The sequence below is a fragment of the Methylobacter tundripaludum genome, from assembly GCF_002934365.1.
GTDB lineage: Bacteria > Pseudomonadota > Gammaproteobacteria > Methylococcales > Methylomonadaceae > Methylobacter_A > Methylobacter_A tundripaludum_A.
Genome location: NZ_PTIY01000009.1, coordinates 1 through 22,548, shown reverse-complemented (window position 1 = coordinate 22,548; position 22,548 = coordinate 1). Strand labels below are relative to the sequence as shown.

Here is a 22,548-nt window from a genome sequence, read left to right as displayed (position 1 = left end):
TTAAATGATTACCTTAAAATTAAAATATATATGAGGCGAAAGACGAAAGGCAAAGGGCGAAAAAAGCATGTGCCTTTAGCCCTTTGCCTTTCGCCTCTCAAATCTGCCTACCCACCAGCAAGCCCATCCAAATCACCAAAACACAAATCAGGCCATTGCCTACAAACGTGCCCAGCATTAAATTCAAATTGGCATCGAATGAATAGCCATGCTCCACCAAATACAGCAGCAGATATAAGCCGGATAGAGTTAAAAAGACGCCCACCAAGACCACGGTCAATACGACGCGGTATTCCACGGCCAGCGCCACTTTCTGCAATAAAATAGTCGCGATGATGCCGATCAAAAACGCGCCTATCGCGTTAATGGTCATCAACGCATAAGGAATCATGCCGTCCGACCATTGGATAACGCCGCCCGCATAATAAAACAGCCCTCTGCCGCACAGCAAGCCGATCCAGATCGCCACTATGCAGGCCGTAACGCTGGTGAATATATTCAGCGCCGCTTTGGTTAAATTGCCCTGCTCTATCAGATAAAACGTTTCCAAGGAAAACGTGGAGAAAGTGGTAAACGCGCCGATAAAACCGACCAAAATGGCCGCCCTGTATTCGAAGGTGATGGTGATGCGTTGCTGCATCAGCGATTCGGTCAGCAAGCCGAGCATAAACGAACCGATCACGTTGACGACTAAGGTGCCATACGGAAAGCCGCGCCCCAGCCACTGGTAAATACCCGATGACACCAGGAAGCGAATCACCGCTCCGAACGATCCGCCCAGCGCAACAGCAAGGATCTGGTTCATAAGTTAAAACCTGATGAAGTGCTCGCGGTAATAACGCAGCTCTTCAATCGACTCGATAATATCGTCCAAGGCCTGATGCGAGGACGCTTTTTGAAAACCGTCTTTTACCTGCGGCGCCCATCGGGCGGCCAGCTCTTTAACCGTTGAAACATCGATATTGCGGTAATGAAAATACGCTTCCAGCTTAGGCATGTAACGGTACAAAAAGCGTCTGTCCTGGCCGATGCTGTTGCCGCAGATCGGCGAGGTATTTTCCGGCACCCATTGCTTTAAAAATTCAAGCGTTTGCCGTTCCGCTTCCGCGGTATCGATAGTGGAGGCTTTGACCCGTTCGATTAAGCCGGATTGTCCGTGGTGCTGCTGGTTCCACTCGTCCATTGCCGCCAACGCCGCATCGGACTGATGCACAGCCAACACCGGACCTTGGGCCAGAATATTCAAATCTTTATCGGTAATAATCGTAGCAATCTCGATAATCAGATCGCTGTCAGGGTCCAGCCCGGTCATTTCGAGGTCTATCCAGATAAGATGCGATGGGTCCTGCGCCATTTGTCGATTCCATTGTATATAAGGGGGCGGTTAGTGTAGCATTGGCTAATCTGTACGTCTAACCTTAAACTTTGAAGAATCCGGCTCATGAACAGCTTTACCATCGTCTTTTTAATCGCGCTAACCCTTTCTTTTTCAGTCCAGTTTTGGCTGGCTAAGCGACACGCCAATTATGTTGCCAAACACCGATCAGCGGTGCCCGAAGCGTTCAAAAACACCGTCTCGCTGGAAGCCCATCAAAAAGCGGCCGACTACACGCTGGAAAAAAGCAGGCTGGGCGATATAGACAGCCTCATCGGCGTTATCCTGCTGTTAGTGATGACTCTCGGCGGCGGGATTAATTTCGCTTTTGAATTTTGGGCATCGATAATTTCCAGCCCGTTGATGGCGGGTTTGGTGGCTGTAGGCAGCGTGTTCCTGGTCATGACGCTGGTTGAAATCCCCAGCAGCGTCTACCAAACGTTTGTGATTGAGGAAAAATTCGGTTTTAACAAAAGCACCCCGCAGCAATTCATCAAGGACCAACTGCTGCAACTGGTTTTGATCGCCGCGATCGGCATGCCGTTGCTGGCTTTAATCCTGTGGGTCATGGACAGCATCGGCTCGCTGTGGTGGTTGTGGGCCTGGGGCATCTTGATGGGCTTTGCGCTGTTGATGAGCTGGCTGTTCCCTACCGTGATCGCGCCGTTATTTAATAAATTCACCCCGATGGAAGAAGGCTCGTTAAAAGAGCGTATTCAGGGTTTGCTTGCCCGCTGCGGTTTCAGCAGCCAGGGCATCTTCATCATGGACGGCTCCAAGCGTTCAGGCCACGGCAACGCTTACTTTACCGGCCTCGGCAACAACAAACGTATCGTCTTTTTCGACACCTTGGTCAACTCGTTGGAGGATGAAGAGCTGGAAGCCATACTGGCTCACGAACTGGGACACTTCAAGTGCAAGCACACGATCAAGATGCTGGTTGCCAATGCCGTTATGACGCTGATCAGCTTTGCGATTTTAGGCTGGCTGATCGACCAGCCATGGTTTTACAACGGCCTGGGCGTACAGCAGCCGTCGCACGCCGCCGCATTATTATTGTTCATGTTGGTGTCATCGTCGTTTACCTTTTTTATGCAGCCGATCACCGCCTATTTTCAGCGCAAATTCGAATTTGAAGCCGATGATTTCGCGTCAAACAACGCCAAAGCCGAAAAACTGGTCAGCGCGCTGGTCAAGCTGTTTGAAGAAAACGCCAGCACCTTGACGCCGGACCCACTGTATTCCGCTTTCCATTACAGCCACCCGCCTGCGGCTATCCGTATCGCCAATTTAGAATCCAAAATACGTGTCTGAGTTAATCGAAGGACTGGTCATCTCCCATCTAGGCCAGGGCATTGCGGTTGAACACGGCGACAAAATCGTGCTTTGCCAAACCCTGCGGCGGCTTGAAACCGTCGCAGTCGGCGACCGGGTGTTATGGACGCAATCCTCGCCCGACCAAGGCCGCATAGAAGAAATCCAGCCCCGGCGTTCGCTGTTGATGCGCCCGTCCAGAAACGGCAAGACCCGCCCGGTTGCCGCCAATATCGACACCGTATTTGTCGTCTTTGCGGTCGAACCTTATTGCGATTTCTTGCTGATAGACCAATACTTGGCGATTTGCGAAAACCGCAATATCGACGCGGCTCTGGTGCTGAATAAAACCGATCTGGCACAATCGGCCGGTATTGAACAGGAACTGCTGGACTATACCAACCTGGGCTACGCGCTGTACCGGGTCAGCGCAGCGAAGAGTTCTGGCCTGGATGAATTGAAACGCGCCTTAAAAGATCAAGTCAGTATTCTAGCGGGGCAATCCGGCGTCGGTAAGTCATCGCTGACCAATGCGATTATTCCCGACAAGGAACTGAAAACCAACACCATCTCGGCAACCACCAAACACGGGCGGCACACCACCACCGCCGCAACGCTGTACCACATGGCCGAAGGCGGCGATTTAATCGACAGCCCCGGCGTCGCCATCTTCGGGCTGGCAGGCCTGACCGAACAACAACTGGCTTACGGCTACCGCGAATTCCAGCCGTTGATTGATAAATGCCAGTTCAAGGACTGCCGCCATCTGGTTGATAAAGGCTGCGCGGTGCGTGCGGCTGCGGAAAACAGGGATATTTCAATGACGCGGTATCAGCGATTTTTAAAACTCAGGGAAAAAATGCCGACATCGTATGCCTGATTGCGGATCGGTAACTTGTATCAATCTCCTACAATAAAAAAGATTATCGGTGGCTAAAAAAGTCATATCTGCTTATAATGTATAGCTTTGTTAGTCTTTTTCGATAACCTTTTAAGCACAGATAAAGCCGTTTCCTATCTGGCCTGCATGAACAAACGAACTCACCAAACACGAGAACTATGGAACAACACAATCTTACCCTAGGCATCCCCGGCTTTAACTACTCCGATTTATACGATTCTGCGCGTCTAAAAGATTTGCTCGATGTGTTTGATGCGTCGGTTGAACGCCATGATTCAGAGCTGCATAGCGAATTCAAGGCTTATCGCCAGAACCAGGGCGAAGGGTTGGCACCAGAGACTGTTTCCGATCTGCTGGTGCGCATGGGGCCTTATGTCGGTCAGTTTGTCGCCACACTTTTTAATGTTTCCGAGCAACATCAGGCTCAGGGTGCAAAAATCAAGGATGAAATCGACACCATTTTTACCTATAAGAATGAAATCGTCGATAAGCTCGCGTTCTTCTTTAAAGGCCAGGATGCCAGCGACTGGGCCATCCCCGACGTCCTGAACCGTTTTGACCTGCTGATTGAAGCGGGCTTTCCCGAGGCCAATCAGGATGAAGACGCCGAACATCGCGTTGCCCGCGTCGGCGCAGCTATCGGATTGCTGTACAGCCATTACAAGCTGGTTGCCAAAGGCAAAGACAGCGATTACGAAAATGCCGATTTGGTTGCAGAAGCGCTACGCGCCAAACTCTCCGCACATCAAGAAGCGGCAATCGAATTTAAAGACATCATCGGCCAGCAAGACTTGGCTGAATTTATCAACGGCCTGATGGACATCGTTCTGCGCTGGAGTTTTGTCGCCCAGCAGGATAACGACGTGGTCGCGAGCTGGCCGAGCTTCAAACTGCCTGGAAAACGCGATTTCGACCATCTGGTCGAGCATGAACTGGTCGATCGCGGCGAATTCAAGGCCTGGATGGGCGAGCAGGAACACCGCCGCCGCAGGGACGGTTTTAAACTGACCGATCCGCGTTATAACCAGCGCCAGGTACTGTCCGAAGTCAACCATTGCATTTACTGCCACGAGCGCGATACCGATTCCTGCTCCAAAGGCATGCGCAATAAAAAAACCAATACCTTCAAGATCGATCCGCTGGGCGTGACCACTATCGGCTGCCCGCTGGATGAAAAAATTTCCGAAATGCACTTGGTCAAACGCCAAGGCGACAATATCGGCGCGCTGGCGATTATTGCGATCGACAATCCGATGTGCCCTGGCACCGGCCACCGTATCTGCAACGAATGCATGAAAGGCTGTATCTACCAAAAAACCGATCCGGTCGATATTCCGCAAATCGAAACCAGCGTACTGACCGATGTATTGTTCATGCCCTACGGCTTTGAAATTTACAGCCTGCTGACCCGCTGGAACCCGCTGAACGTCAAGCGTCCGTACATGCTGCCTTACAACGGCAAAAACGCACTGGTGGTCGGCCTCGGCCCCGCCGGTTACACAATGAGCCATTATTTATTGAATGAAGGCTTCGGCGTCGCCGGTATCGACGGCCTGAAACTGGAGCCGCTGCCGGTGGAATTGACCGGCGACAGCAACAACCTGCCCGCGCCGATCGTGAACTTCCAAGACCTGTACGAAGATCTGGACAAACGCATCCTGGCCGGTTTCGGCGGCGTGGCCGAATACGGCATTACCGTGCGCTGGGACAAAAACTTCCTGAAAGTCATTTACCTGACCCTGCAACGGCGCACGGCGTTCCGCTCTTACGGCGGCGTCCGTTTCGGCGGCACGATTACTATTGAAGATGCGTGGAAAATGGGCTTCGACCATATCTGCATCGCTTCGGGCGCAGGCCAACCGACTGTTATCGGCCTGAAAAACAATCTGATGCGCGGCATACGCAAAGCCTCGGATTTCCTGATGGCGCTGCAATTAACCGGCGCAGCCAAGAGTTCTTCACTGGCAAACCTGCAGGTGCGTTTGCCGGCCGGCGTTATCGGCGGCGGCTTGACCGCGATGGACACCGCAACCGAATTGCTGGCCTATTATCCGGTACAGGTCGAAAAAATCCTGCACCGTTATGAAAAGTTGGTCGACGCGTATGGCGAGCAAGCCGTGCGCAGCCGCTACGACCGGGAAGAAACCATCATCCTTGACGAATTCCTGGCGCACGGCAAAGCCATCGTCGCCGAACGCCAACGCGCCGAAGCAGCCGGTGAACTGCCCAATTTCCAACCACTGGTCGAAGCCTGGGGCGGCGTCACGCTGTTCTACCGCAAAGGCATAAGCGATGCGCCCGCGTATCGGCAAAATCACGAAGAAATCGTCAAAGCCCTGGAAGAAGGCATCGCCTTGGCCGAAGGCATGAGCCCGCTCAGCGCAGAAGCCGACGAATTCGGACACCTGAACGCAGTCGAGTTTGAAAAACTGGTATTGGAAGACGGCCGCTGGAACAATTCCGAGCAGAATGTCACCGTGCCGTTGCGCAGCTTGTACGTTGCCGCAGGCACATCGCCGAACACCATTTATCAAAGCGAATATCCTGACACCTTTGTGATGGACAAATGGTTCTTCCAACGTTATCAACCTGAATGGAACAACGACTCAGTCGAATTGGTTCCGATGCACGATGAAGCATTGCCTAAGCTGGGCAAACCCGCGCCGCTGACGTCTTACCAAAAAGACGGCAAATTTATCAGCTTCTACGGCGACAACCACCCTGTTTACGCGGGCAACGTGGTCAAGGCCATGGCCAGCGCCAAGAACGGCTACCCTTACGTGGTCAAGCTGTTTGAAAAAGAATTGGCCGGATTAAATCCCGTGCAACAGCCGGAACGCGATGCGGCATTAAAAGCCTTGTTCGCCCGGATGGATGAATCGCTTAAAGCCACTATCGTCGCCATTAACCGCCTGACGCCGACGATTGTCGAAGTCGTGGTCAAAGCACCGATGGCCGCGGAAAAATTCCAACCCGGACAATTTTACCGCGTGCAAAACTACGAAGCTTTCGCGCCTGTCGTCGAAGGCACGGTGCTCGCCGCCGAAGGTCTGGCGCTGACCGGCGCGGAAGTCGACAAAGAAAAAGGCACGGTTTCGCTGATTGCGCTGGAAATGGGCTCATCTTCTCGGCTGTGCGCCACTTGGAAAGTCGACGACCCGCTGGTGCTGATGGGCGTGACCGGCACACCGACCGAAATCCCGACCGGCGAGACCGTATTGCTGCTCGGAGGCGGTTTGGGCAACGCGGTATTGTTCTCGATCGGCAAGGCGTTACGGGCGGCCGGCAATAAGGTCATTTATTTCGCCGGTTACAAATACGCGCAAGACCGCTTCAAGGTCGAGGACGTCGAAGCCGCCGCCGACATTATCATCTGGTCGGTCGATAAAGGCGAAGGCGTCACCGCGATTACCCCGACCCGTCCGCAGGACAAGACCTTTGTCGGCAATATCCTGGAATGCATGCTGGCTTACGCCCAAGGCGAATTAGGCGAACAGCCCATTTCGCTGGCCGATGTCGATCACCTGATCGTAATCGGCTCGGATCGCATGATGGCGGCAGTGAAAAGCGCCCGCTTTGATGTGCTGAAGCCTTATCTGAACAAAGCGCATCACGCGATCGGCTCGATCAACTCGCCGATGCAATGCATGATGAAAGGCATTTGCGCCCAGTGCTTGTGCAAACATGTCGATCCCGAGACCGGCAAGGAAGTGTTCGTATACTCCTGCTACAATCAGGATCAGGATTTGGATAAGGTCGATTTCCCTCACCTGAACGCCAGATTGCGGCAAAACACCGTCCAGGAAAAACTGTCCAATCTTTGGCTGGATTATTTGCTGGAAAAACAGTAACTATTAAAGCCAATATCAATGCTCTACAAGAGCAAATATTGGCTTAACAGTTGCATAACAAAAATTTATAGGTATAATAGCCAGCTCGAAGTTGCATTAACTTCAGGCGCGTAGCTCAGTTGGTTAGAGCACCACCTTGACATGGTGGGGGTCGGTGGTTCGAGTCCACTCGTGCCTACCAAACATTAAAGCACTGCACCGCAGTGCTTTTTTTATTGTAGACACTAAAACACAAATACAATATGCCGGTAATTACCCTTCCCGATGGCTCCAAGCGAGAATACGACCACGCTGTAACAGTGATGGACGTTGCGCTGTCTATCGGCTCGGGCTTAGCCAAAGCAACTTTGGCGGGCAAGGTTAACGGTGATCTGGTAGACGCCAGCACCTTGATCGACCAGGATGCAACGCTGCAACTGATTACTGCAAAGGACGAAGACGGCATTGATGTCATTCGTCATTCAACTGCACATCTTTTGGCTCAGGCCGTCAAACAGTTATTTCCTTCCGCACAAGTGACCATCGGACCGGTTATCGAAAACGGCTTTTTCTACGATTTTTCCTATGAAAGACCTTTTACGCCGGAAGACCTGAGCGCCATTGAAAAAAAAATGGAACAGCTGGCTAGCGAGGATTATCCAATCCATCGCTCAGTGCTGTCGCGGGATGAGGCAGTCAAATTTTTCAAGGACCTGGGCGAGGCGTATAAAGCCGAGATCATCGAATCCATCCCTGCCAACGAAGACTTGTCTTTATATCAGCAAGGCGGCTTTACCGACCTGTGCCGCGGCCCTCACGTACCCAGCACCGGCAAGCTGAAAGTCTTTAAGCTAATGAAAATTGCCGGCGCCTATTGGCGAGGCAACTCCGACAACGAAATGCTGCAACGCATTTACGGCACGGCATGGGGCGACAAAAAAGACTTGCAGGCCTACCTGCATCGCCTGGAAGAAGCGGAAAAACGCGATCACCGCAAACTGGCGAAAACTCTGGATTTATTCCATTCTCAGGAAGAAGCTCCCGGCATGGTGTTCTGGCATGAAAAAGGCTGGATCATCTATCAGCAGGTTGAGCAATACATCCGTGAAAAACTGCGGGTAAACGGATACGGCGAAGTCAGGACGCCGCAGGTCGTGGATCGCTCCCTCTGGGAAAAATCCGGGCACTGGGAAAAATTCGGCGACATGATTTTCACCACGCATTCCGAAAATCGTGATTACGCGATCAAACCGATGAACTGCCCTTGCCACGTACAGATCTATAATCAGGGCCTGAAAAGCTACCGCGATTTACCTATCCGCTTGGCGGAATTCGGCTCCTGTCACCGTAACGAACCTTCCGGCACCCTGCACGGTTTGATGCGGGTCAGGAACTTTGTCCAGGACGACGCGCATATCTTCTGCACCGAAGGCCAGATTCAGAGCGAGGTCTCGACCTTTATCGACATGCTGTTCGATGTTTACAAAGATTTCGGTTTTGAAGAAGTTATCATTAAATTATCTACCCGCCCCGAAAACAGGGTCGGTGACGATTCGGTCTGGGACAAGGCGGAAAACGCCCTGGAGCTGGCGCTTAACACCAAAGGCTTGAAATGGGATTTGCAGCCGGGCGAAGGCGCTTTCTACGGCCCTAAAATCGAATTCTCATTAAAAGACTGTATCGGACGAGTCTGGCAATGCGGCACGATCCAAGTGGATTTTTCGATGCCGGGCCGACTCGATGCCACCTATATCGCCGAAGACGGATCAAGGCAAGTGCCGGTTATGTTGCACAGGGCGATACTCGGCTCGCTGGAACGCTTTATCGGCATCTTGATCGAGCAACATGCCGGAACCTTCCCGTTATGGCTGTCTCCAGTACAGGTAGTGGTGCTTAATATTACCGACAAACATGCCGAATATGCGTCGAAAGTCATGCTAGACCTTGAAAAACAAGGCATTCGGGCAAAAATTGACTTGAGAAATGAGAAGATCGGGTTTAAAATCCGCGAGCACTCTATGCAGCGCGTACCGTATCTTGTCATCATCGGTGACAAAGAATTAGAACAACAAAGCATTACAGTACGCACGCAAAAAGGTGATGACTTAGGTAGCCTGTCAGTCCATGAATTTACCGAACGGTTGAAACAAGAGATTGCAGGCCGACAATGAATATTTTTGGAGGATTAGGATATCGCTGCTAAAAAAGATGAAACGCGCCTGAATGACCAGATAACCGCCAGACGAGTGCGGGTAACGGGTCCTGATGGTGAAGCGTTAGGTATTATCTCGTTAGATGAAGCCAAACAGATTGCGTATGCCGCAGACCTGGATTTAGTGGAAATATCGCCGAATGCGGATCCTCCGGTTTGCAAAGTGATGAACTACGGCAAATACCAGTTTGAGTTAAACAAAAAGCTGGCCATTGCCAAAAAGAAACAAAAGCAGGTTCAGGTCAAGGAAATTAAATTCAGACCCGGAACCGATGAAGGGGATTACCAAGTTAAATTGAAAAGTTTAACCAAGTTCCTTAACGAAGGCGATAAGACCAAAATTACCTTGCGTTATCGCGGACGCGAAATGGCTCACCGGGAAATCGGCGTTGATCTGTTGAAGCGGATAGAAAAGGATTTAGAAGAACTCGCAATCGTCGAGCAGTTTCCTAAAATGGAAGGCCGCCAAATGGTTATGGTTATGGCCCCGAAAAAGAAAAAATAACTGCGCAAACGATTACAACGAAACTCGTAGAGGCTTTGCCTTGCAAAGTCTCTACAGAGCAGCACAGGATGAGCTGCTAGGCATCATATACTAATGCCGGTAATTCTTCAGGGCCATGCATTTTGCCTTGCTGGGTTACAACTCAGGGATTTATTTTAATTAAGTTGGAGCAAACAAATGCCAAAGATCAAAACTAACCGTGGAGCTGCCAAGCGTTTCAGACGCACAGGCAACGGCGGTTTTAAATGTGGACAGTCCCACAGACGTCATATTCTGACTAAAAAATCGACCAAAAGAAAAAGACAGTTACGCTCGCCGGCAACTATTCACCCGTCAGATGTGCGCATGGCCGCACGCATGATGCCGTACAGTTAATCAAGGAGTAGATAATGCCTAGAGTTAAACGCGGCGTAACAGCCAGAGCAAGACATAAAAAAGTATTAAAGCAAGCGAAAGGTTACTACGGCGCACGAAGCCGGGTTTATCGCGTTGCCAAGCAAGCGGTCATCAAAGCAGGCCAGTATGCATACCGCGACCGTAAACAGAAAAAACGCCAATTCCGCGCTTTATGGATCGTCCGTATCAATGCGGCGGCCCGTCTAAGCGGAATGTCCTACAGCCGCTTCATCAATGGCTTGACTAAAGCCAACGTGAAGATAGACCGTAAAGTTCTGGCCGATATTGCAGTTCGCGACATTAACGCATTTGCTGAAATTGCGAAAATTGCGAAGGAACATCAAAGTAAACCTTAAGGAACAATCAGGATTTTTAGTTAACTGAAATTCTGTTATTCCCCCCTCCCTTTCTGTGGAGGGGCGGGATTAAGGTTTTAACCCTTTCCCGATAGATAAAAATTCTCCCACCTTAATACAACAGCGAGCTAAACCGTGTCCGCTACCCTAGAAGAAATTCTCGCGCAGGCATTACAGCAGCTTCGCGACGCACAAGACCTTAACCAACTCGACCTGGTTCGTGTCCAGTATCTCGGCAAAAAGGGTTTATTTACCCTCCAGATGAAAGAACTCGGCGCACTCGATCCTGAGCAAAGACGCGCCGCCGGGCAAGTCATCAACCAGGCCAAAGATCAATTTCAACAGCTGCTTGAAGCCAAAAAAGATCTGCTGCAAAATGCCGCATTAGAAGCTAGGCTAGCCAGCGAAAGCATAGACGTTACCCTGCCGGGCCGAGGTCAAACTGTTGCAGGCTTGCATCCGGTGACTACTACATTGCGCAGAATCTCCAAGATTTTTGCCGGCGTCGGCTTTCAAGTCGTTGAAGGACCTGAAATCGAAGACGATTATCATAATTTCGAGGCATTGAATATTCCAGCCCATCACCCGGCCAGAGCGATGCATGACACATTCTATTTCGATGCCCACACCGTATTAAGAACCCATACCTCGCCGGTACAAATCCGGGTTATGGAATCGGAACAGCCGCCGTTGAAAGTGATTGCGCCGGGCCGCGTATATCGCTGCGATTCGGACATTACCCACACGCCGATGTTCCATCAGGTCGAAGGCTTTCTGGTCGACACCGATGTCAGTTTTGGCGATTTAAAAGGCGTGATTCACGAATTTTTGCGCGCTTTCTTTGAAAAAGATGTTCAAGCCCGTTTTCGTCCATCTTATTTTCCGTTTACCGAACCTTCCGCCGAATTCGATGTTTCATGTGTGATGTGCGACGGTCAAGGTTGTCGTGTATGTAAACAAACCGGCTGGATAGAAGTAGGCGGGTGCGGCATGATCCATCCCGAAGTATTCAAATCAGTGAATATCGACAGCGAAATCTATAGCGGCTTTGCGTTCGGCATGGGCGTGGAGCGTTTGGCAATGATGCGTTACGGCATTAACGATTTGAGATTGTTTTTTGAGAACGATCTTAAGTTTCTGGAACAATTTAAATAAGTCGTCGTTACACAGGAAAACTTGAGTCATGCAAATTAGTGAAGCCTGGTTAAGAGAATATGTCAATCCGGCAATAAGCACAGAGCAATTGGTCGAGCAATTGACCATGGCAGGTCTTGAAGTCGATTCGGTAACGCCTGCGGCGGCCGTATTCAGCGGCGTGGTGGTCGGCGAAGTCGTCGCCATGGAAGCGCATCCCGATGCCGACCGCTTACGGGTTTGCCAAGTCGCGGTAGGCGAAGCGGAGCCTTTGCAAATCGTCTGCGGCGCGAGCAACGTCAGGGTCGGCTTGAGAATCCCTGCGGCATTGATCGGCGCGGCATTGCCGGGCGATTTTAAAATCAAAAAATCCAAACTCCGCGGCGTAGAATCCTACGGCATGTTGTGCTCTGAAAAAGAGTTAGGTCTAGCCGCCGATGCCCACGGCTTAATGGAGCTGGCCGCCGACGCCCCGGTAGGCGTTGATATACGCGATTACCTGTCGCTGAACGACAATATCATCGAAGTCGACTTGACCCCCAACCGGGCTGATTGCTTGAGTGTTGAAGGCATAGCCCGCGAAGTTGCGGTACTGAATAAGATGAATTGGACGGCCACTCAGGTTGAAACAGCCGCAGTCGGTCATACAGAAACATTAACTCTCTCCGTAATGGCGACAGACGCTTGTCCACGCTATTTGGGCCGATTGATTAAAGGCGTAAACCCTAAAGCCGAAACCCCGTTATGGATGCAGGAACGCCTGCGCCGATCTGGAGTAAGAAGCTTGAGCGCAGTGGTCGATGTCACCAATTACGTTCTGATCGAATTAGGCCAACCCCTGCACGCCTTCGATGCCGCCAAATTATCCGGCAGCATAAATGTGCGCTATGCCCAAACCGATGAAAATGTCGCCCTGTTAAACGGCCAGACCATTAAGCTGGACAACGAAACCCTGGTTATCGCCGACGATAAACAAGCCTTGGCCTTGGCCGGCGTAATGGGCGGCAGTGAATCCGCAGTTAGCGACGAAACCCAGGATGTGTTTCTGGAATGCGCTTTTTTCACCCCACAAAGCATCGCCGGTAAAGCACGTAATTACGGACTGCATACCGATTCATCGCACCGTTTCGAACGCGGCGTTGACCCAACTTTGCAGGAACGCGCCATAGAACGTGCGACCCAACTGATTACCGCCATTGCCGGAGGCAGCGTCGGCGCAATTACCGACGTGACAACAGCATCAACCCTGCCGCAACGATCCGCCGTATTGCTCAGAAAGCAGCGTCTGGAAAAAACATTGGGTATTGCCCTGGCCGACGAGCAAATCGTCGATATTTTTCAACGCCTGGGAATGTCCGTACAAACGCAACCGGATAGCTGGTCTGTGACGCCACCGGGATGCCGTTTCGACATCGCTATTGAAGCCGATTTGATCGAGGAAATTGCCCGCATTGTCGGCTATAACAACCTGCCGAACAGCAGCCTGCTGATGCGCTCCGAACTTGGCAAAGCCACAGAAGGCTTGATGGACCAGGATCGCGCTAAAGATTTGCTGGTTGACCGTGGCTATCAGGAAGCGATTACCTACAGCTTTGTCGATGAAGAAATACAACAAGCCATCGCCCCTGACGATGACGTGGTCCGGTTAAAAAACCCGATTTCCTCTGACTTGTCGGTCATGCGCACTACTCTTTGGTGCGGTTTGTTAAAGGCCACCCTGCACAACACCAATCGCCAGCAAAACCGGGTGCGTTTTTTTGAAACCGGCCTGCGCTTTGTTAATAAGGACGGCGCCACACAACAGCAAAAAATGCTGTCCGGCTTGACCTTGGGCAGCGCTTATACAGAACAATGGGGGGTCGCAACCCGAAAAGTCGATTTTTTCGACGTTAAAGCCGATGTTCAGGCCCTGTTTTCATTGACCGGCGCAGATGTACAATTTGTCCCGGCCAAACACCCCGCATTGCATCCAGGACAAACGGCTGAAATATTATCCCCACAAGGTGACAAAATCGGCTGGCTGGGCATGCTGCATCCAACCCTGGAAAAACAACTGGGATTTGATACCCAGGTTTTCCTGTTTGAACTGGATCAGAATCTGCTGCTGAACAAACAAATCCCGAAGTTCAAGCCGCTGTCAAAATATCCTTCTGTACTTCGCGACATAGCCTTGATTGTTAAGGAAGAAATTGCCGTCAGCGAAATAATAGACTGCATTAAAGGCTGCGCTGAACAGACCTTGCAAGACGTAGTTGTCTTTGATATTTATCGTGGAAAAGGCGTCGAAGAAGGCAGTAAAAGCGTCGCTTTGAGTTTAATCATACAAGATTTTTCACAAACCCTAACAGATTCTGAAATAGATGCTATATTTAGCAGACTGTTAGAAACATTGACCACAAAAATAAGTGCAAAGCTGAGGGATTGATAATGGCATTAACTAAAGCTGATTTTGCCGAAAGGCTGTTTGACGAGCTTGGCTTGAACAAGCGCGAAGCTAAAGATATGGTCGAAATGTTTTTTGAGGAAATCAAAGGCTCTCTGGAACACGGCGAGCAAGTAAAAATTTCCGGTTTTGGAAAATTCGAACTGCGCGATAAAAGCAGCCGTCCCGGCAGAAATCCAAAAACAGGCGAAGAAATCCCCATAACCGCCCGCCGGGTAGTCACATTCAGATCAGGTCAAAAACTAAAAGCCAGAGTGGAAGCGTATGCTGGAGCCGAGTAATAATAATGAGCTGCCGGTCATACCGGCAAAACGCTATTTCACCATCGGTGAAGTCAGTGAGTTATGTGGCGTAAAGCCTCATGTGCTTCGCTACTGGGAGCAAGAATTTACCGAGCTTAGCCCGGTAAAAAGACGCGGCAATCGTCGTTATTACCAGCGCCATGACGTGCTGATGATACGGCAAATAAGATCATTGTTATATGAACAAGGCTACACCATCGGCGGCGCCAGAGCTCATTTAGGCAGCGACGACGCCAAAGAAGATTCAACCCGCACCAAGCAGTTGATTCATCAAATGGTTAGCGAATTGGAAGAAATTCTGGAGCTGCTCAAGTAGATTTTTCCCATTCAATGCCGCAAATGTAGTACAATCTGCGGCATTGAATTATTGGGGATTGTGTTCACAATCCTTTCAGCTTTAAATTCTTTATTTCACTGTCGGGGCGTAGCGCAGCTTGGTAGCGCACTTGTCTGGGGGACAAGGGGTCGTAGGTTCAAATCCTATCGTCCCGACCAATTGAAACAAAGAACTGCACCATATAGAATCGAATAAAAAGAAATCTGGGTATTTCCGGGAGAGCATTCGGGATAGCACTTTTCAATTGTTGCTGTTTATTACTGTAATCAAAATAATTTATTATCGTAACTATGCCGCCTAAAGCTTCTCAATCTCAAAAAGTTGCAAACTTCTTAAAAACTAATCCGCTTACTCGCTTTAGTGCTAGAGAAATTGCAGATGCCATTGTTACACAACACCCTGAAGACTATTGTGAGAAACGCGAAAATCCACGTTTTTCCGACAATAAGTCATTTATTTCACAAATAATTGCTGAAATAGGTGCACAAAAAGATCAAATATTAAAAGCTAATCCACATATATTTTGGCAAGACAAACCACGCCCCCGCGTTTACTGGTATGACCCTGACGCAACGCAATCGCAAAAAAGAGCGGATAATACGTCAGAAGATGAAGAAATAACCGAAGAAGAACAGGAATTTATTCAACCAAGCAGCGCATTAAGCAATTCCGCTTTAAGCGAACAACAACTTTATCCGTTGTTAGTTGAATATCTGAAATCCGACCTTAATTTATTTTGCCAGCGCATTGATGAGAAACGCTCTAAGAATCAACGCGGCAATGGCGGTAATCAATGGTTACACCCTGACATAGTGGCCATGCAGCCTGTTGACAAGGGTTGGAATGATTTAGTTAGGACTTGCGTATCACAAGGCGGCGGGCAAAGTGTAAGACTATGGTCATTTGAAGTAAAAAAAGAACTCAATAGCTCAAATGTTAGAAAAAGTTTTTTCCAGGCAGTGAGTAATTCCAGCTGGGCAAATGAAGGTTATTTAGTAGCTACGCTCTTAGCTGACAACGTCGTTGAGCAGGAATTGCGCATGTTGTCCGCATTGCACGGCATCGGTGTTATTTTACTGAATTCGGAAAATCCATCCGAAAGCGAAATTTTGTTGCCCGCGATTGCCAGACCTGAGATTGATTGGCAATCAGTCAATAGGATCGTAGTAGAAAACGAAGACTTTAAAGATTTTGTTGAATTGGTTTCTACTTACTACCAAACAGGACGAATTCGCAGTAAAGATTGGAATAGAGTTTAGCCCCATACGAGAATAGCCCGGCTGGAGCTTTGCGAAATCCGTGACACCCCCATCATCTTAAAAAATAGACGCAAAAGAACCGGTATCACTCGAGCATACTCCGTAAGCTGAAGAGGTTAGACTTATCTCGCATCATTCATAAACCCCTTCATTTTCATATCTGATTTTAGAATGTGATCAATAAGCCAATCTCTTAAGACATGGTTAATCTTTTCACTCATGCTGTCAGCTTCATTCTGCGAAGCGCCTGTCTTGTTGATAAATTTATAGATTTCCTCTCTAATGGCATCCAGTTCAACTATAAGTGCCTCATGCCCTGTTTTATTTTCCTCATAATAAGGGAACATATACTTAATTTGCAGCTTTTCTTCATGAATAAAATGTTCCCTGGCAGATTCATATAACTGATCGATAAAAAACCTTACAGAATCTTTTTCATGCGGATTACGCAGCACTACTTCCAGCACATTAAGCAACGTTAATAATAATTTGTGTTCCATATCAATAGTCGAATTGTCCACACTGAATCTGGAATCCCATTTAATTGGCATAGGTACCCTCTAGGTTAATTTAGTTATTGATCCATCATAAACATTCATCCTCATTGCACAGCAAACACCCGGATGGAACTTTGCAAAACCTTGGGCTTCATGGCTCCGATCATCCCGTATTCCGGCTACGCTACAGACAAGCTACGCGATTTTCAAACGCCGCATCTCAATGGTACGAAAAACATCGGCAAACATGTCTTTAGTCAGTCTCTTGGTCTGCACGTTGTACCGGCTGCTGTGATAGGAATCGATCAGCGTGCGGCCATCAGGCAAGGCATGCTGCGCATTATGGGCAAACTTGGCGCTGCTCAGTTTCAGCCCGTAGGCTTTTAATACCGCTTGGTGGGCAATCGAACCTAAGGCCAGTATGACCGCCTGCTCCGGCAAGGTTTTTATCTCGGCAGATAAAAAATTATTACACTGGTTGATTTCGGCATTGGTCGGTTTGTTTTGCGGCGGCAGGCATTTAACGGCATTAGTGATACGGCAGTTTTTAAGCACCAAGCCGTCTGTCAATGACTCGGATTTTATTTGGTTGCTGTAGCCGAACTCGTAAAGCGCCTCGTACAGCAGCAGCCCCGCATAATCGCCGGTAAACGGCCTTCCTGTGGCATTGGCTCCATGCATGCCGGGAGCCAAGCCGACTATCAGCAATTGGGCGCCGCTGTCGCCAAACGGCGCAACCGGACGGGCATGGTAGCCGGGGTGCTTTTGCTTAACGTCACACAGGAAATCATCCAGCCGTTTACACTGCCTGCAATCTTGATCGAATATTTGTTTGGAATACATGTTTTGTTTTTGATTAATTCACCACGAAGACACGAAGAGCACGAAGTTTTTACTCGGTCTTTTCTTCGTGAACTTCGTGTCTTCGTGGTGAGTGGTCTTCATTAAGTTCATAACGGATTGAACCCACCTTGTTACTATCCGAAGCCAGCAACTGCAACTTCTCAAGCCTGGGCAGTTTTTTTATGACGATTTCCCGTTTACTGGCGGAACTGCGGTCATGGCCGTTCTCGACATAGACCAGCTGTTTGGGTTGCCTGCCGCGAAAATATTTGGCGCCTTGCCTGTCTGCATGCTGATTAAAGCGCCTCACAACATCGATGGTGATGCCGGTATAAAGCGAGTCATCGGAACAAAGGATAATATAAACCTGCCAGTTCACGACGTCACACGGCCGTTCCGAAGACGGAACCGACGGCTGCGGTCAGCCCCATAGCCAATGCGCCCCAAAAGACGACACGAAAAGCGCCTTTCATGATGCCTGCCCCGCCGCTATAGGCCGCCAACATGCCCAGCACCGTTAAAAACAGCAACGATGCCGCTGACACCGGCACGATTAAATCGGTCTCGGGAGCAAATAGGACGATCAATAAAGGCAACACCGCGCCAACGGCAAACGTGGCGGCCGAAGTCAGCGCCGCCTGGGTGGGTCTTGCGGCGCCCGTTTCAGATATGCCCAGTTCGTCGCGGGCATGCGCGGCTAACGCATCATGCTTCATCAGTTGCTCTGCAACCTGCCCGGCCAGTACCGGATCGAGCCCGCGCGCCACATAGATGGCCGCCAGTTCTTTGTGTTCATGGTCCCCATCTTCATCCAGTTCTTTACGCTCACGCTTTAAGTCGGCCTGTTCGGTATCGGCTTGCGAGCTGACCGATACATATTCTCCGGCCGCCATCGACATCGCCCCGGCAACTAGGCCCGCAACACCGGCCAGGACTATCTCGTCATGCGTCGCATCGGAGGCCGCGATGCCGACTATTAAACTGGCCGTGGACACGATGCCGTCGTTCGCACCCAATACCGCCGCGCGCAGCCAGCCGATACGATGACTCCTGTGTATTTCGTGATGAGGTGACATTGAGTTTCCTTTTTTGTAACTATCTAGCCATCAAAGCTATGGGGTACGGATAAACCTAAACCGGAGCCAAAATTAAAAGCTTTTTAGTCACTACGAAAACACGAAGAAAAAAACTTCGTGTTCTTCGTGGTGCTATGTTTCTAACAGCTGAGTGGCTAAAAATCCGAAAGCGTTTTCGGCGGAACGGCCGCCCGTAACGCATTCAATACCGCAAGCACATCGATGATTTCCTGGATTATGGCTCCTGCTACCGGCGTCAAGTAACCCAATCCGGCAAACACCATGCCTATCAAACTCAGCGCCATGCCGCCCACCGCGCTTTGCAGCGCAATTTTACGCATCCGCTCGCCGATATGAAACAACTCATCGACTTTTAGCAACGAACTGTCCATGATCACCGCATCCGCCGATTCGCCGGTAATGTCGCTGTTCTGGCCGAAAGCTATCCCGATGGTCGCGGCAGTCAGCGCCGGGGCGTCATTGATGCCGTCACCCAGGAACACGGTTTTTGCAACTTTAGTCTCATTGCGCACCAGCTCCAGTTTCTGCTCCGGGCTTTGGCTGAAATAAACGTGCTCAATGCCGACTTGCTCGGCCAGGAAGCGCACTTCCGACTCCCTGTCGCCGGACACCAGCATCACCTTATCAAACATATGGCTGGGGCGCAGGTGGTTGATAAATGACGAACTGTCGGTACGCACCTCGTCGCGAAATTGCAGGGTCGCCGCGTAAGCATCGTCAATCAGCACCACGCATTCCAGACCGCCGGTGACGGGCGGCAACTCTTTGGCAACATCCGGGTGCTGCTCGACAAAATTTTTACGGCTGGTGATCTGAACCTGTTTTCCGGCCACATTGCCTTTAAGCCCCTCACCCGACAACTCGGTGATATTGGTCACGCTTAATAACGATAACGCCGACTTTTCCGCCGCCGCAACGATCGCGCGAGACAGCGGATGTTTGGAATATCGCTCCAAACTGGCAATTAAGATTAACGCTTCCTGCTCGTTATAACCCTGGTTAGGAATCAACGCCGTCAGCGTCGGACGGCCATAAGTCAGGGTGCCGGTTTTATCGAAAATCGCCGTGCGGCAAGTACCGATGGCTTCCAGTATGGCGGGATTCTTGATGATGATTTCCCGCCGCGCGGCCAGCGAAATCGAACTGATAACGGTGACCGGAATGCCGATCAGCAACGGGCACGGCGTGGCGATAACCAGCACGGCCAGGAAACGGATCACATCGCCGCTGACCGCCCAGGCACTCAATGCAATGATGACCGCCAGCGGCGTGTACAGTGCGCCAAGTTGATCGCCCAGCCGCCTGATGTTGGGCCGATACTGCTCGGAAGACTTCATTACCTCCATGATCTTCGCATAGCGGGAATCGACAGCCCGCTTGTCCGCGCGTATGGTCAGCGCCGAATCGCCGTTGATCGCGCCGGAAAGCACTTGTGAACCGCTGACTTTCGACATCATATACGGTTCGCCGGTCAGGTAGGACTCGTCCATCGTGCTGGAGCCTTCCAGTACCGTGCCGTCAACGGGACAGATTTCATGCGGCAGTATCAACAGGGTGTCGCCGATATGAACCTGCCCGGTGGTAATGTCGGCCAGTTGATCGCCGGACTTTCTATGCGCGACGGACGGCATCCGCTTGGCCAATGCCTCAAGCACCGAAGAGGCTTTGCGCACCGCATAGGATTCCAGCACCACGCCGCCGGACAGCATCAGCACCACCAGGCTGCCGGCCAAGTATTCGCCCAATAAAACCGCCGTCACTATCGACATGCCTGCCAGCAGATCCGCGCCCCAATCGCCCTGCCCCAATTTCGCGCCGAGTTGATAAACCAACGGAATACCGCCCAGCGCCAAAACGGCAAGCAGGGGCAGTTGCACCAGCTCAATCGGGAAAGCGAATTGCCCTTGGTAAATTTCGGAAAACGCCGAGCTTAAACCCGCATTCAGAGATAGCGTATAGACTTCATGCCCTGTATCCAACGCATAATGCAGGACCAGATAGGCGCCAATGCCGAGCAGGCTCAAAACAGCAATGATGTTTTCGGATGTTGCGCGGGGAATCGTTGCTGGCTTATCGGTCATCGTCTCGGCTTCGCAAAGTGGACAGTGCTTTAGTTTAATATAAAAAACCACGAAAACACGAAGGACTCGAAGTTTTTACCTTAGCTTTTCTTCGTGTCCTTCGTGTCTTCGTGGTGAATTAATCCACTTAAATAATTCAAGCCACTTGCTACGCAGCAAAGAAGGCGGCGCACGGCACGCCCTACGCAGGATTTTCGCTATCGATAAAAAAGCAATCCACTGCAAATTGCTGCCGGGTTCTTTCCATTAAGGCCTGGATGCCGAACTGTTCCGTGGCGTTATGTCCGCCCGCAAACATGTGTATGCCCGCCTCCTGACTTTCGTGCCAGTCGTGCTCGCTGATCTCGCCGGTAATGTAGGCATCCAGCCGCTCTTTTTCGGCCAGGCGCCATTCGCTGTTGGCGCCACCGGTAATGATGCCGACCGACCTGATCAGCGCATTGTTATCGGACGTCGCCAAAATGACGGCGTGCTTCAATACGGCTTCGAGTTTTTGTTGCAGCTCGACGGCGGTCAGCGGCTGTTCGAGCATGCCCTTAATGCCGGTCGCGGAGCCTTTGTAATCGCCGAACGGCTGTTGCTGGTTGCAATCGATCAGCTGGCCCAAGGTCGCCGCATTGCCTATGTCCGGGTGACCGTCCAGCGGCAGATGATAGCCGAACAGGTTGATGCCGTTTTTTACCAGCGGAAAAACTCGCCGAGCGAATGCGCCGGTCAACGTTTTTGCGCCGTGAAATGTCCAGAACAGGCCGTGATGAACGACCAATGCATCGGCCTTGTTTTCGGCCGCCTGATTAATCGAATCGCGGGTTGCCGACACCGCAAAAGCGATACGCTCGATGGCTTCAGCCCCTTCTATTTGCAGGCCGTTAGGGCAATAGTCGGCGTAGGTTTCAGGACGTAGCAAAGCCTGGTAATAGTCGCTCAATTGGTGTCGGAGAATCATATTGCCAATGCCTCGAATTGCCGCCAAATGGTTTTAAAGGCTTCAGTCAGCCGTTGATCGTCCGCCGCGATACGCTCGGATATTTCAGCGATACTAAACCAGTCGCCTTCGTCAATTTCGTCGGACGCCAACACAAACGGGCCGTTATGCATGCAGCGGTAAACCTGGATAAATTCCATGCCGATAGCCTCCGTGGCCGGTAATTTGAATAGCGGTTCCAGAGTGTGAGCGTAAATACCCAGCTCCTCTTCAATCTCCCTGACGGCGCTGATGTCATAGTCCTCGCCCGCATCAACATGGCCTGCCGCCGAGGTGTCCCAAAGGCCGCCATTGAGGTCTTTTTTCATCGAGCGTTTTTGCAGGAATAACTGCCCCAGATCATTAAAAACCAGGATATGTACGGCGCGGTGCCTAAGGCCTGTCGCATGGACGATGTGGCGTGGACAGGCGTCGATGATGCAGTCGTTTTGATCAACGACGGCGAGTAGTTCGGTGTTCATTAATAAGGTAAGAAATCGATTAAATTTTTTTATTCACCACGAAGAGCACGAAGCTTTACGTTTTTTCTTCGTGCTCTTCGTGGTGAATATTAGAAATTGGCGGATTCAACTCCGAAGTGCAATTCTAGTAATCATGCGGCATCCCTCTCTTGTTCAGGAAAAAAGACCTCATGAGGTGTTTTAAAATTGAGTGTTTTTCGAGGGCGATGGTTGAGCTTAT

21 protein-coding genes and 2 tRNA genes are annotated in these 22,548 nt (G+C 50.6%); 14 read left to right on the top strand and 9 right to left on the bottom strand.

Annotated features, from left to right (window positions below; translation table 11 throughout):
• Positions 1-97 precede the first annotated feature (97 nt).
• Both crcB and orn read right to left on the bottom strand, forming a co-directional pair.
• Complete coding sequence (gene crcB / locus B0F88_RS11635; protein ID WP_104424109.1) at positions 98-805, bottom strand: fluoride efflux transporter CrcB; 708 nt, start codon at positions 803-805, stop codon at positions 98-100.
• A 3-nt stretch (positions 806-808) separates the two neighbouring features.
• Positions 809-1,354, bottom strand: coding sequence for an oligoribonuclease (gene orn, locus B0F88_RS11630; RefSeq protein ID WP_104424108.1), 546 nt, complete (start codon positions 1,352-1,354; stop codon positions 809-811).
• 87 nt (positions 1,355-1,441) lie between these two features.
• Here orn and B0F88_RS11625 point away from each other — a divergent pair, with 87 nt between their 5' ends.
• The 14 genes from B0F88_RS11625 to B0F88_RS11560 all read left to right on the top strand — a co-directional run bounded on the left by B0F88_RS11625 (position 1,442) and on the right by B0F88_RS11560 (position 16,364).
• On the top strand, positions 1,442-2,689 hold the full coding sequence (locus tag B0F88_RS11625) for a M48 family metallopeptidase (RefSeq protein WP_104424107.1): 1,248 nt from the start codon (positions 1,442-1,444) through the stop codon (positions 2,687-2,689).
• Entirely contained in the window at positions 2,682-3,569 is an 888-nt protein-coding gene (rsgA, locus tag B0F88_RS11620) for a ribosome small subunit-dependent GTPase A (RefSeq protein ID WP_104424106.1), read from the top strand. The genes B0F88_RS11625 and rsgA overlap by 8 nt, the downstream gene beginning before the upstream one ends.
• A 179-nt stretch (positions 3,570-3,748) precedes the next feature.
• Entirely contained in the window at positions 3,749-7,441 is a 3,693-nt protein-coding gene (locus B0F88_RS11615) for an FAD-dependent oxidoreductase (RefSeq protein ID WP_104424105.1), read from the top strand.
• A gap of 104 nt (positions 7,442-7,545) precedes the next feature.
• Positions 7,546-7,622, top strand: a tRNA-Val gene (locus B0F88_RS11610).
• Positions 7,623-7,683: 61 nt separating this feature from the next.
• Positions 7,684-9,591: a threonine--tRNA ligase gene (thrS, locus tag B0F88_RS11605; RefSeq protein ID WP_104424104.1), complete on the top strand. Its 1,908-nt coding sequence runs from the start codon at positions 7,684-7,686 to the stop codon at positions 9,589-9,591.
• Positions 9,592-9,612: 21 nt separating this feature from the next.
• Complete coding sequence (gene infC, locus B0F88_RS11600) at positions 9,613-10,137, top strand: translation initiation factor IF-3 (protein ID WP_104424103.1); 525 nt, start codon at positions 9,613-9,615, stop codon at positions 10,135-10,137.
• A 177-nt stretch (positions 10,138-10,314) separates the two neighbouring features.
• Entirely contained in the window at positions 10,315-10,512 is a 198-nt protein-coding gene (gene rpmI / locus B0F88_RS11595) for a 50S ribosomal protein L35 (RefSeq protein ID WP_006892999.1), read from the top strand.
• A 14-nt stretch (positions 10,513-10,526) separates the two neighbouring features.
• Positions 10,527-10,889: a 50S ribosomal protein L20 gene (gene rplT / locus B0F88_RS11590; protein WP_104424102.1), complete on the top strand. Its 363-nt coding sequence runs from the start codon at positions 10,527-10,529 to the stop codon at positions 10,887-10,889.
• 135 nt (positions 10,890-11,024) lie between these two features.
• A complete protein-coding gene (pheS, locus tag B0F88_RS11585) occupies positions 11,025-12,044 on the top strand; it encodes a phenylalanine--tRNA ligase subunit alpha (protein ID WP_104424101.1) in 1,020 nt (339 codons plus the stop codon).
• 28 nt (positions 12,045-12,072) lie between these two features.
• Entirely contained in the window at positions 12,073-14,448 is a 2,376-nt protein-coding gene (pheT, locus tag B0F88_RS11580; protein WP_104424100.1) for a phenylalanine--tRNA ligase subunit beta, read from the top strand.
• A 2-nt stretch (positions 14,449-14,450) separates the two neighbouring features.
• Positions 14,451-14,747, top strand: coding sequence for an integration host factor subunit alpha (ihfA, locus tag B0F88_RS11575; RefSeq protein ID WP_006893011.1), 297 nt, complete (start codon positions 14,451-14,453; stop codon positions 14,745-14,747).
• Complete coding sequence (locus B0F88_RS11570) at positions 14,731-15,084, top strand: MerR family transcriptional regulator (RefSeq protein WP_104424099.1); 354 nt, start codon at positions 14,731-14,733, stop codon at positions 15,082-15,084. The genes ihfA and B0F88_RS11570 overlap by 17 nt, the downstream gene beginning before the upstream one ends.
• Before the next feature lie 102 nt (positions 15,085-15,186).
• Positions 15,187-15,263 (top strand) — tRNA-Pro (locus tag B0F88_RS11565).
• A gap of 132 nt (positions 15,264-15,395) precedes the next feature.
• Positions 15,396-16,364, top strand: a complete 969-nt coding sequence (locus tag B0F88_RS11560; protein ID WP_104424098.1) for a COG2958 family protein — start codon at positions 15,396-15,398, stop codon at positions 16,362-16,364.
• 122 nt (positions 16,365-16,486) lie between these two features.
• Here the strand turns inward: B0F88_RS11560 and B0F88_RS11555 are convergent, their stop codons facing one another.
• The 7 genes from B0F88_RS11555 to B0F88_RS11525 form a co-directional block, all read right to left on the bottom strand.
• The gene (locus B0F88_RS11555; protein WP_104424097.1) at positions 16,487-16,915 is read right to left on the bottom strand and encodes a bacteriohemerythrin; all 429 of its coding nucleotides are present in this window, start codon (positions 16,913-16,915) and stop codon (positions 16,487-16,489) included.
• A 141-nt stretch (positions 16,916-17,056) separates the two neighbouring features.
• Entirely contained in the window at positions 17,057-17,704 is a 648-nt protein-coding gene (locus B0F88_RS11550) for a uracil-DNA glycosylase (RefSeq protein ID WP_104424096.1), read from the bottom strand.
• Between the two features lie 49 nt (positions 17,705-17,753).
• Positions 17,754-18,083: a GIY-YIG nuclease family protein gene (locus B0F88_RS11545; RefSeq protein WP_258076642.1), complete on the bottom strand. Its 330-nt coding sequence runs from the start codon at positions 18,081-18,083 to the stop codon at positions 17,754-17,756.
• Between the two features lie 4 nt (positions 18,084-18,087).
• A complete protein-coding gene (locus B0F88_RS11540) occupies positions 18,088-18,780 on the bottom strand; it encodes a VIT1/CCC1 transporter family protein (RefSeq protein WP_104424095.1) in 693 nt (230 codons plus the stop codon).
• Positions 18,781-18,935: 155 nt separating this feature from the next.
• A complete protein-coding gene (locus B0F88_RS11535; protein ID WP_104424094.1) occupies positions 18,936-20,882 on the bottom strand; it encodes a heavy metal translocating P-type ATPase in 1,947 nt (648 codons plus the stop codon).
• 181 nt (positions 20,883-21,063) lie between these two features.
• On the bottom strand, positions 21,064-21,828 hold the full coding sequence (locus B0F88_RS11530; protein ID WP_104424093.1) for a Nif3-like dinuclear metal center hexameric protein: 765 nt from the start codon (positions 21,826-21,828) through the stop codon (positions 21,064-21,066).
• Complete coding sequence (locus B0F88_RS11525) at positions 21,825-22,328, bottom strand: NUDIX hydrolase (protein WP_104424092.1); 504 nt, start codon at positions 22,326-22,328, stop codon at positions 21,825-21,827. Before B0F88_RS11525 ends, B0F88_RS11530 begins: the two co-directional genes overlap by 4 nt.
• Positions 22,329-22,548: the final 220 nt, after the last annotated feature.

Coding starts and splice junctions, on each gene's coding strand:
- crcB (WP_104424109.1), bottom strand. CDS start 805: ATGAACCAGATCCTTGCTGTTGCGCTGGGCGGATCGTTCGGAGCGGTG.
- orn (WP_104424108.1), bottom strand. CDS start 1,354: ATGGCGCAGGACCCATCGCATCTTATCTGGATAGACCTCGAAATGACC.
- B0F88_RS11625 (WP_104424107.1), top strand. CDS start 1,442: ATGAACAGCTTTACCATCGTCTTTTTAATCGCGCTAACCCTTTCTTTT.
- B0F88_RS11615 (WP_104424105.1), top strand. CDS start 3,749: ATGGAACAACACAATCTTACCCTAGGCATCCCCGGCTTTAACTACTCC.
- thrS (WP_104424104.1), top strand. CDS start 7,684: ATGCCGGTAATTACCCTTCCCGATGGCTCCAAGCGAGAATACGACCAC.
- rpmI (WP_006892999.1), top strand. CDS start 10,315: ATGCCAAAGATCAAAACTAACCGTGGAGCTGCCAAGCGTTTCAGACGC.
- rplT (WP_104424102.1), top strand. CDS start 10,527: ATGCCTAGAGTTAAACGCGGCGTAACAGCCAGAGCAAGACATAAAAAA.
- pheT (WP_104424100.1), top strand. CDS start 12,073: ATGCAAATTAGTGAAGCCTGGTTAAGAGAATATGTCAATCCGGCAATA.
- ihfA (WP_006893011.1), top strand. CDS start 14,451: ATGGCATTAACTAAAGCTGATTTTGCCGAAAGGCTGTTTGACGAGCTT.
- B0F88_RS11570 (WP_104424099.1), top strand. CDS start 14,731: ATGCTGGAGCCGAGTAATAATAATGAGCTGCCGGTCATACCGGCAAAA.
- B0F88_RS11560 (WP_104424098.1), top strand. CDS start 15,396: ATGCCGCCTAAAGCTTCTCAATCTCAAAAAGTTGCAAACTTCTTAAAA.
- B0F88_RS11555 (WP_104424097.1), bottom strand. CDS start 16,915: ATGCCAATTAAATGGGATTCCAGATTCAGTGTGGACAATTCGACTATT.
- B0F88_RS11550 (WP_104424096.1), bottom strand. CDS start 17,704: ATGTATTCCAAACAAATATTCGATCAAGATTGCAGGCAGTGTAAACGG.
- B0F88_RS11540 (WP_104424095.1), bottom strand. CDS start 18,780: ATGTCACCTCATCACGAAATACACAGGAGTCATCGTATCGGCTGGCTG.
- B0F88_RS11535 (WP_104424094.1), bottom strand. CDS start 20,882: ATGACCGATAAGCCAGCAACGATTCCCCGCGCAACATCCGAAAACATC.
- B0F88_RS11530 (WP_104424093.1), bottom strand. CDS start 21,828: ATGATTCTCCGACACCAATTGAGCGACTATTACCAGGCTTTGCTACGT.
- B0F88_RS11525 (WP_104424092.1), bottom strand. CDS start 22,328: ATGAACACCGAACTACTCGCCGTCGTTGATCAAAACGACTGCATCATC.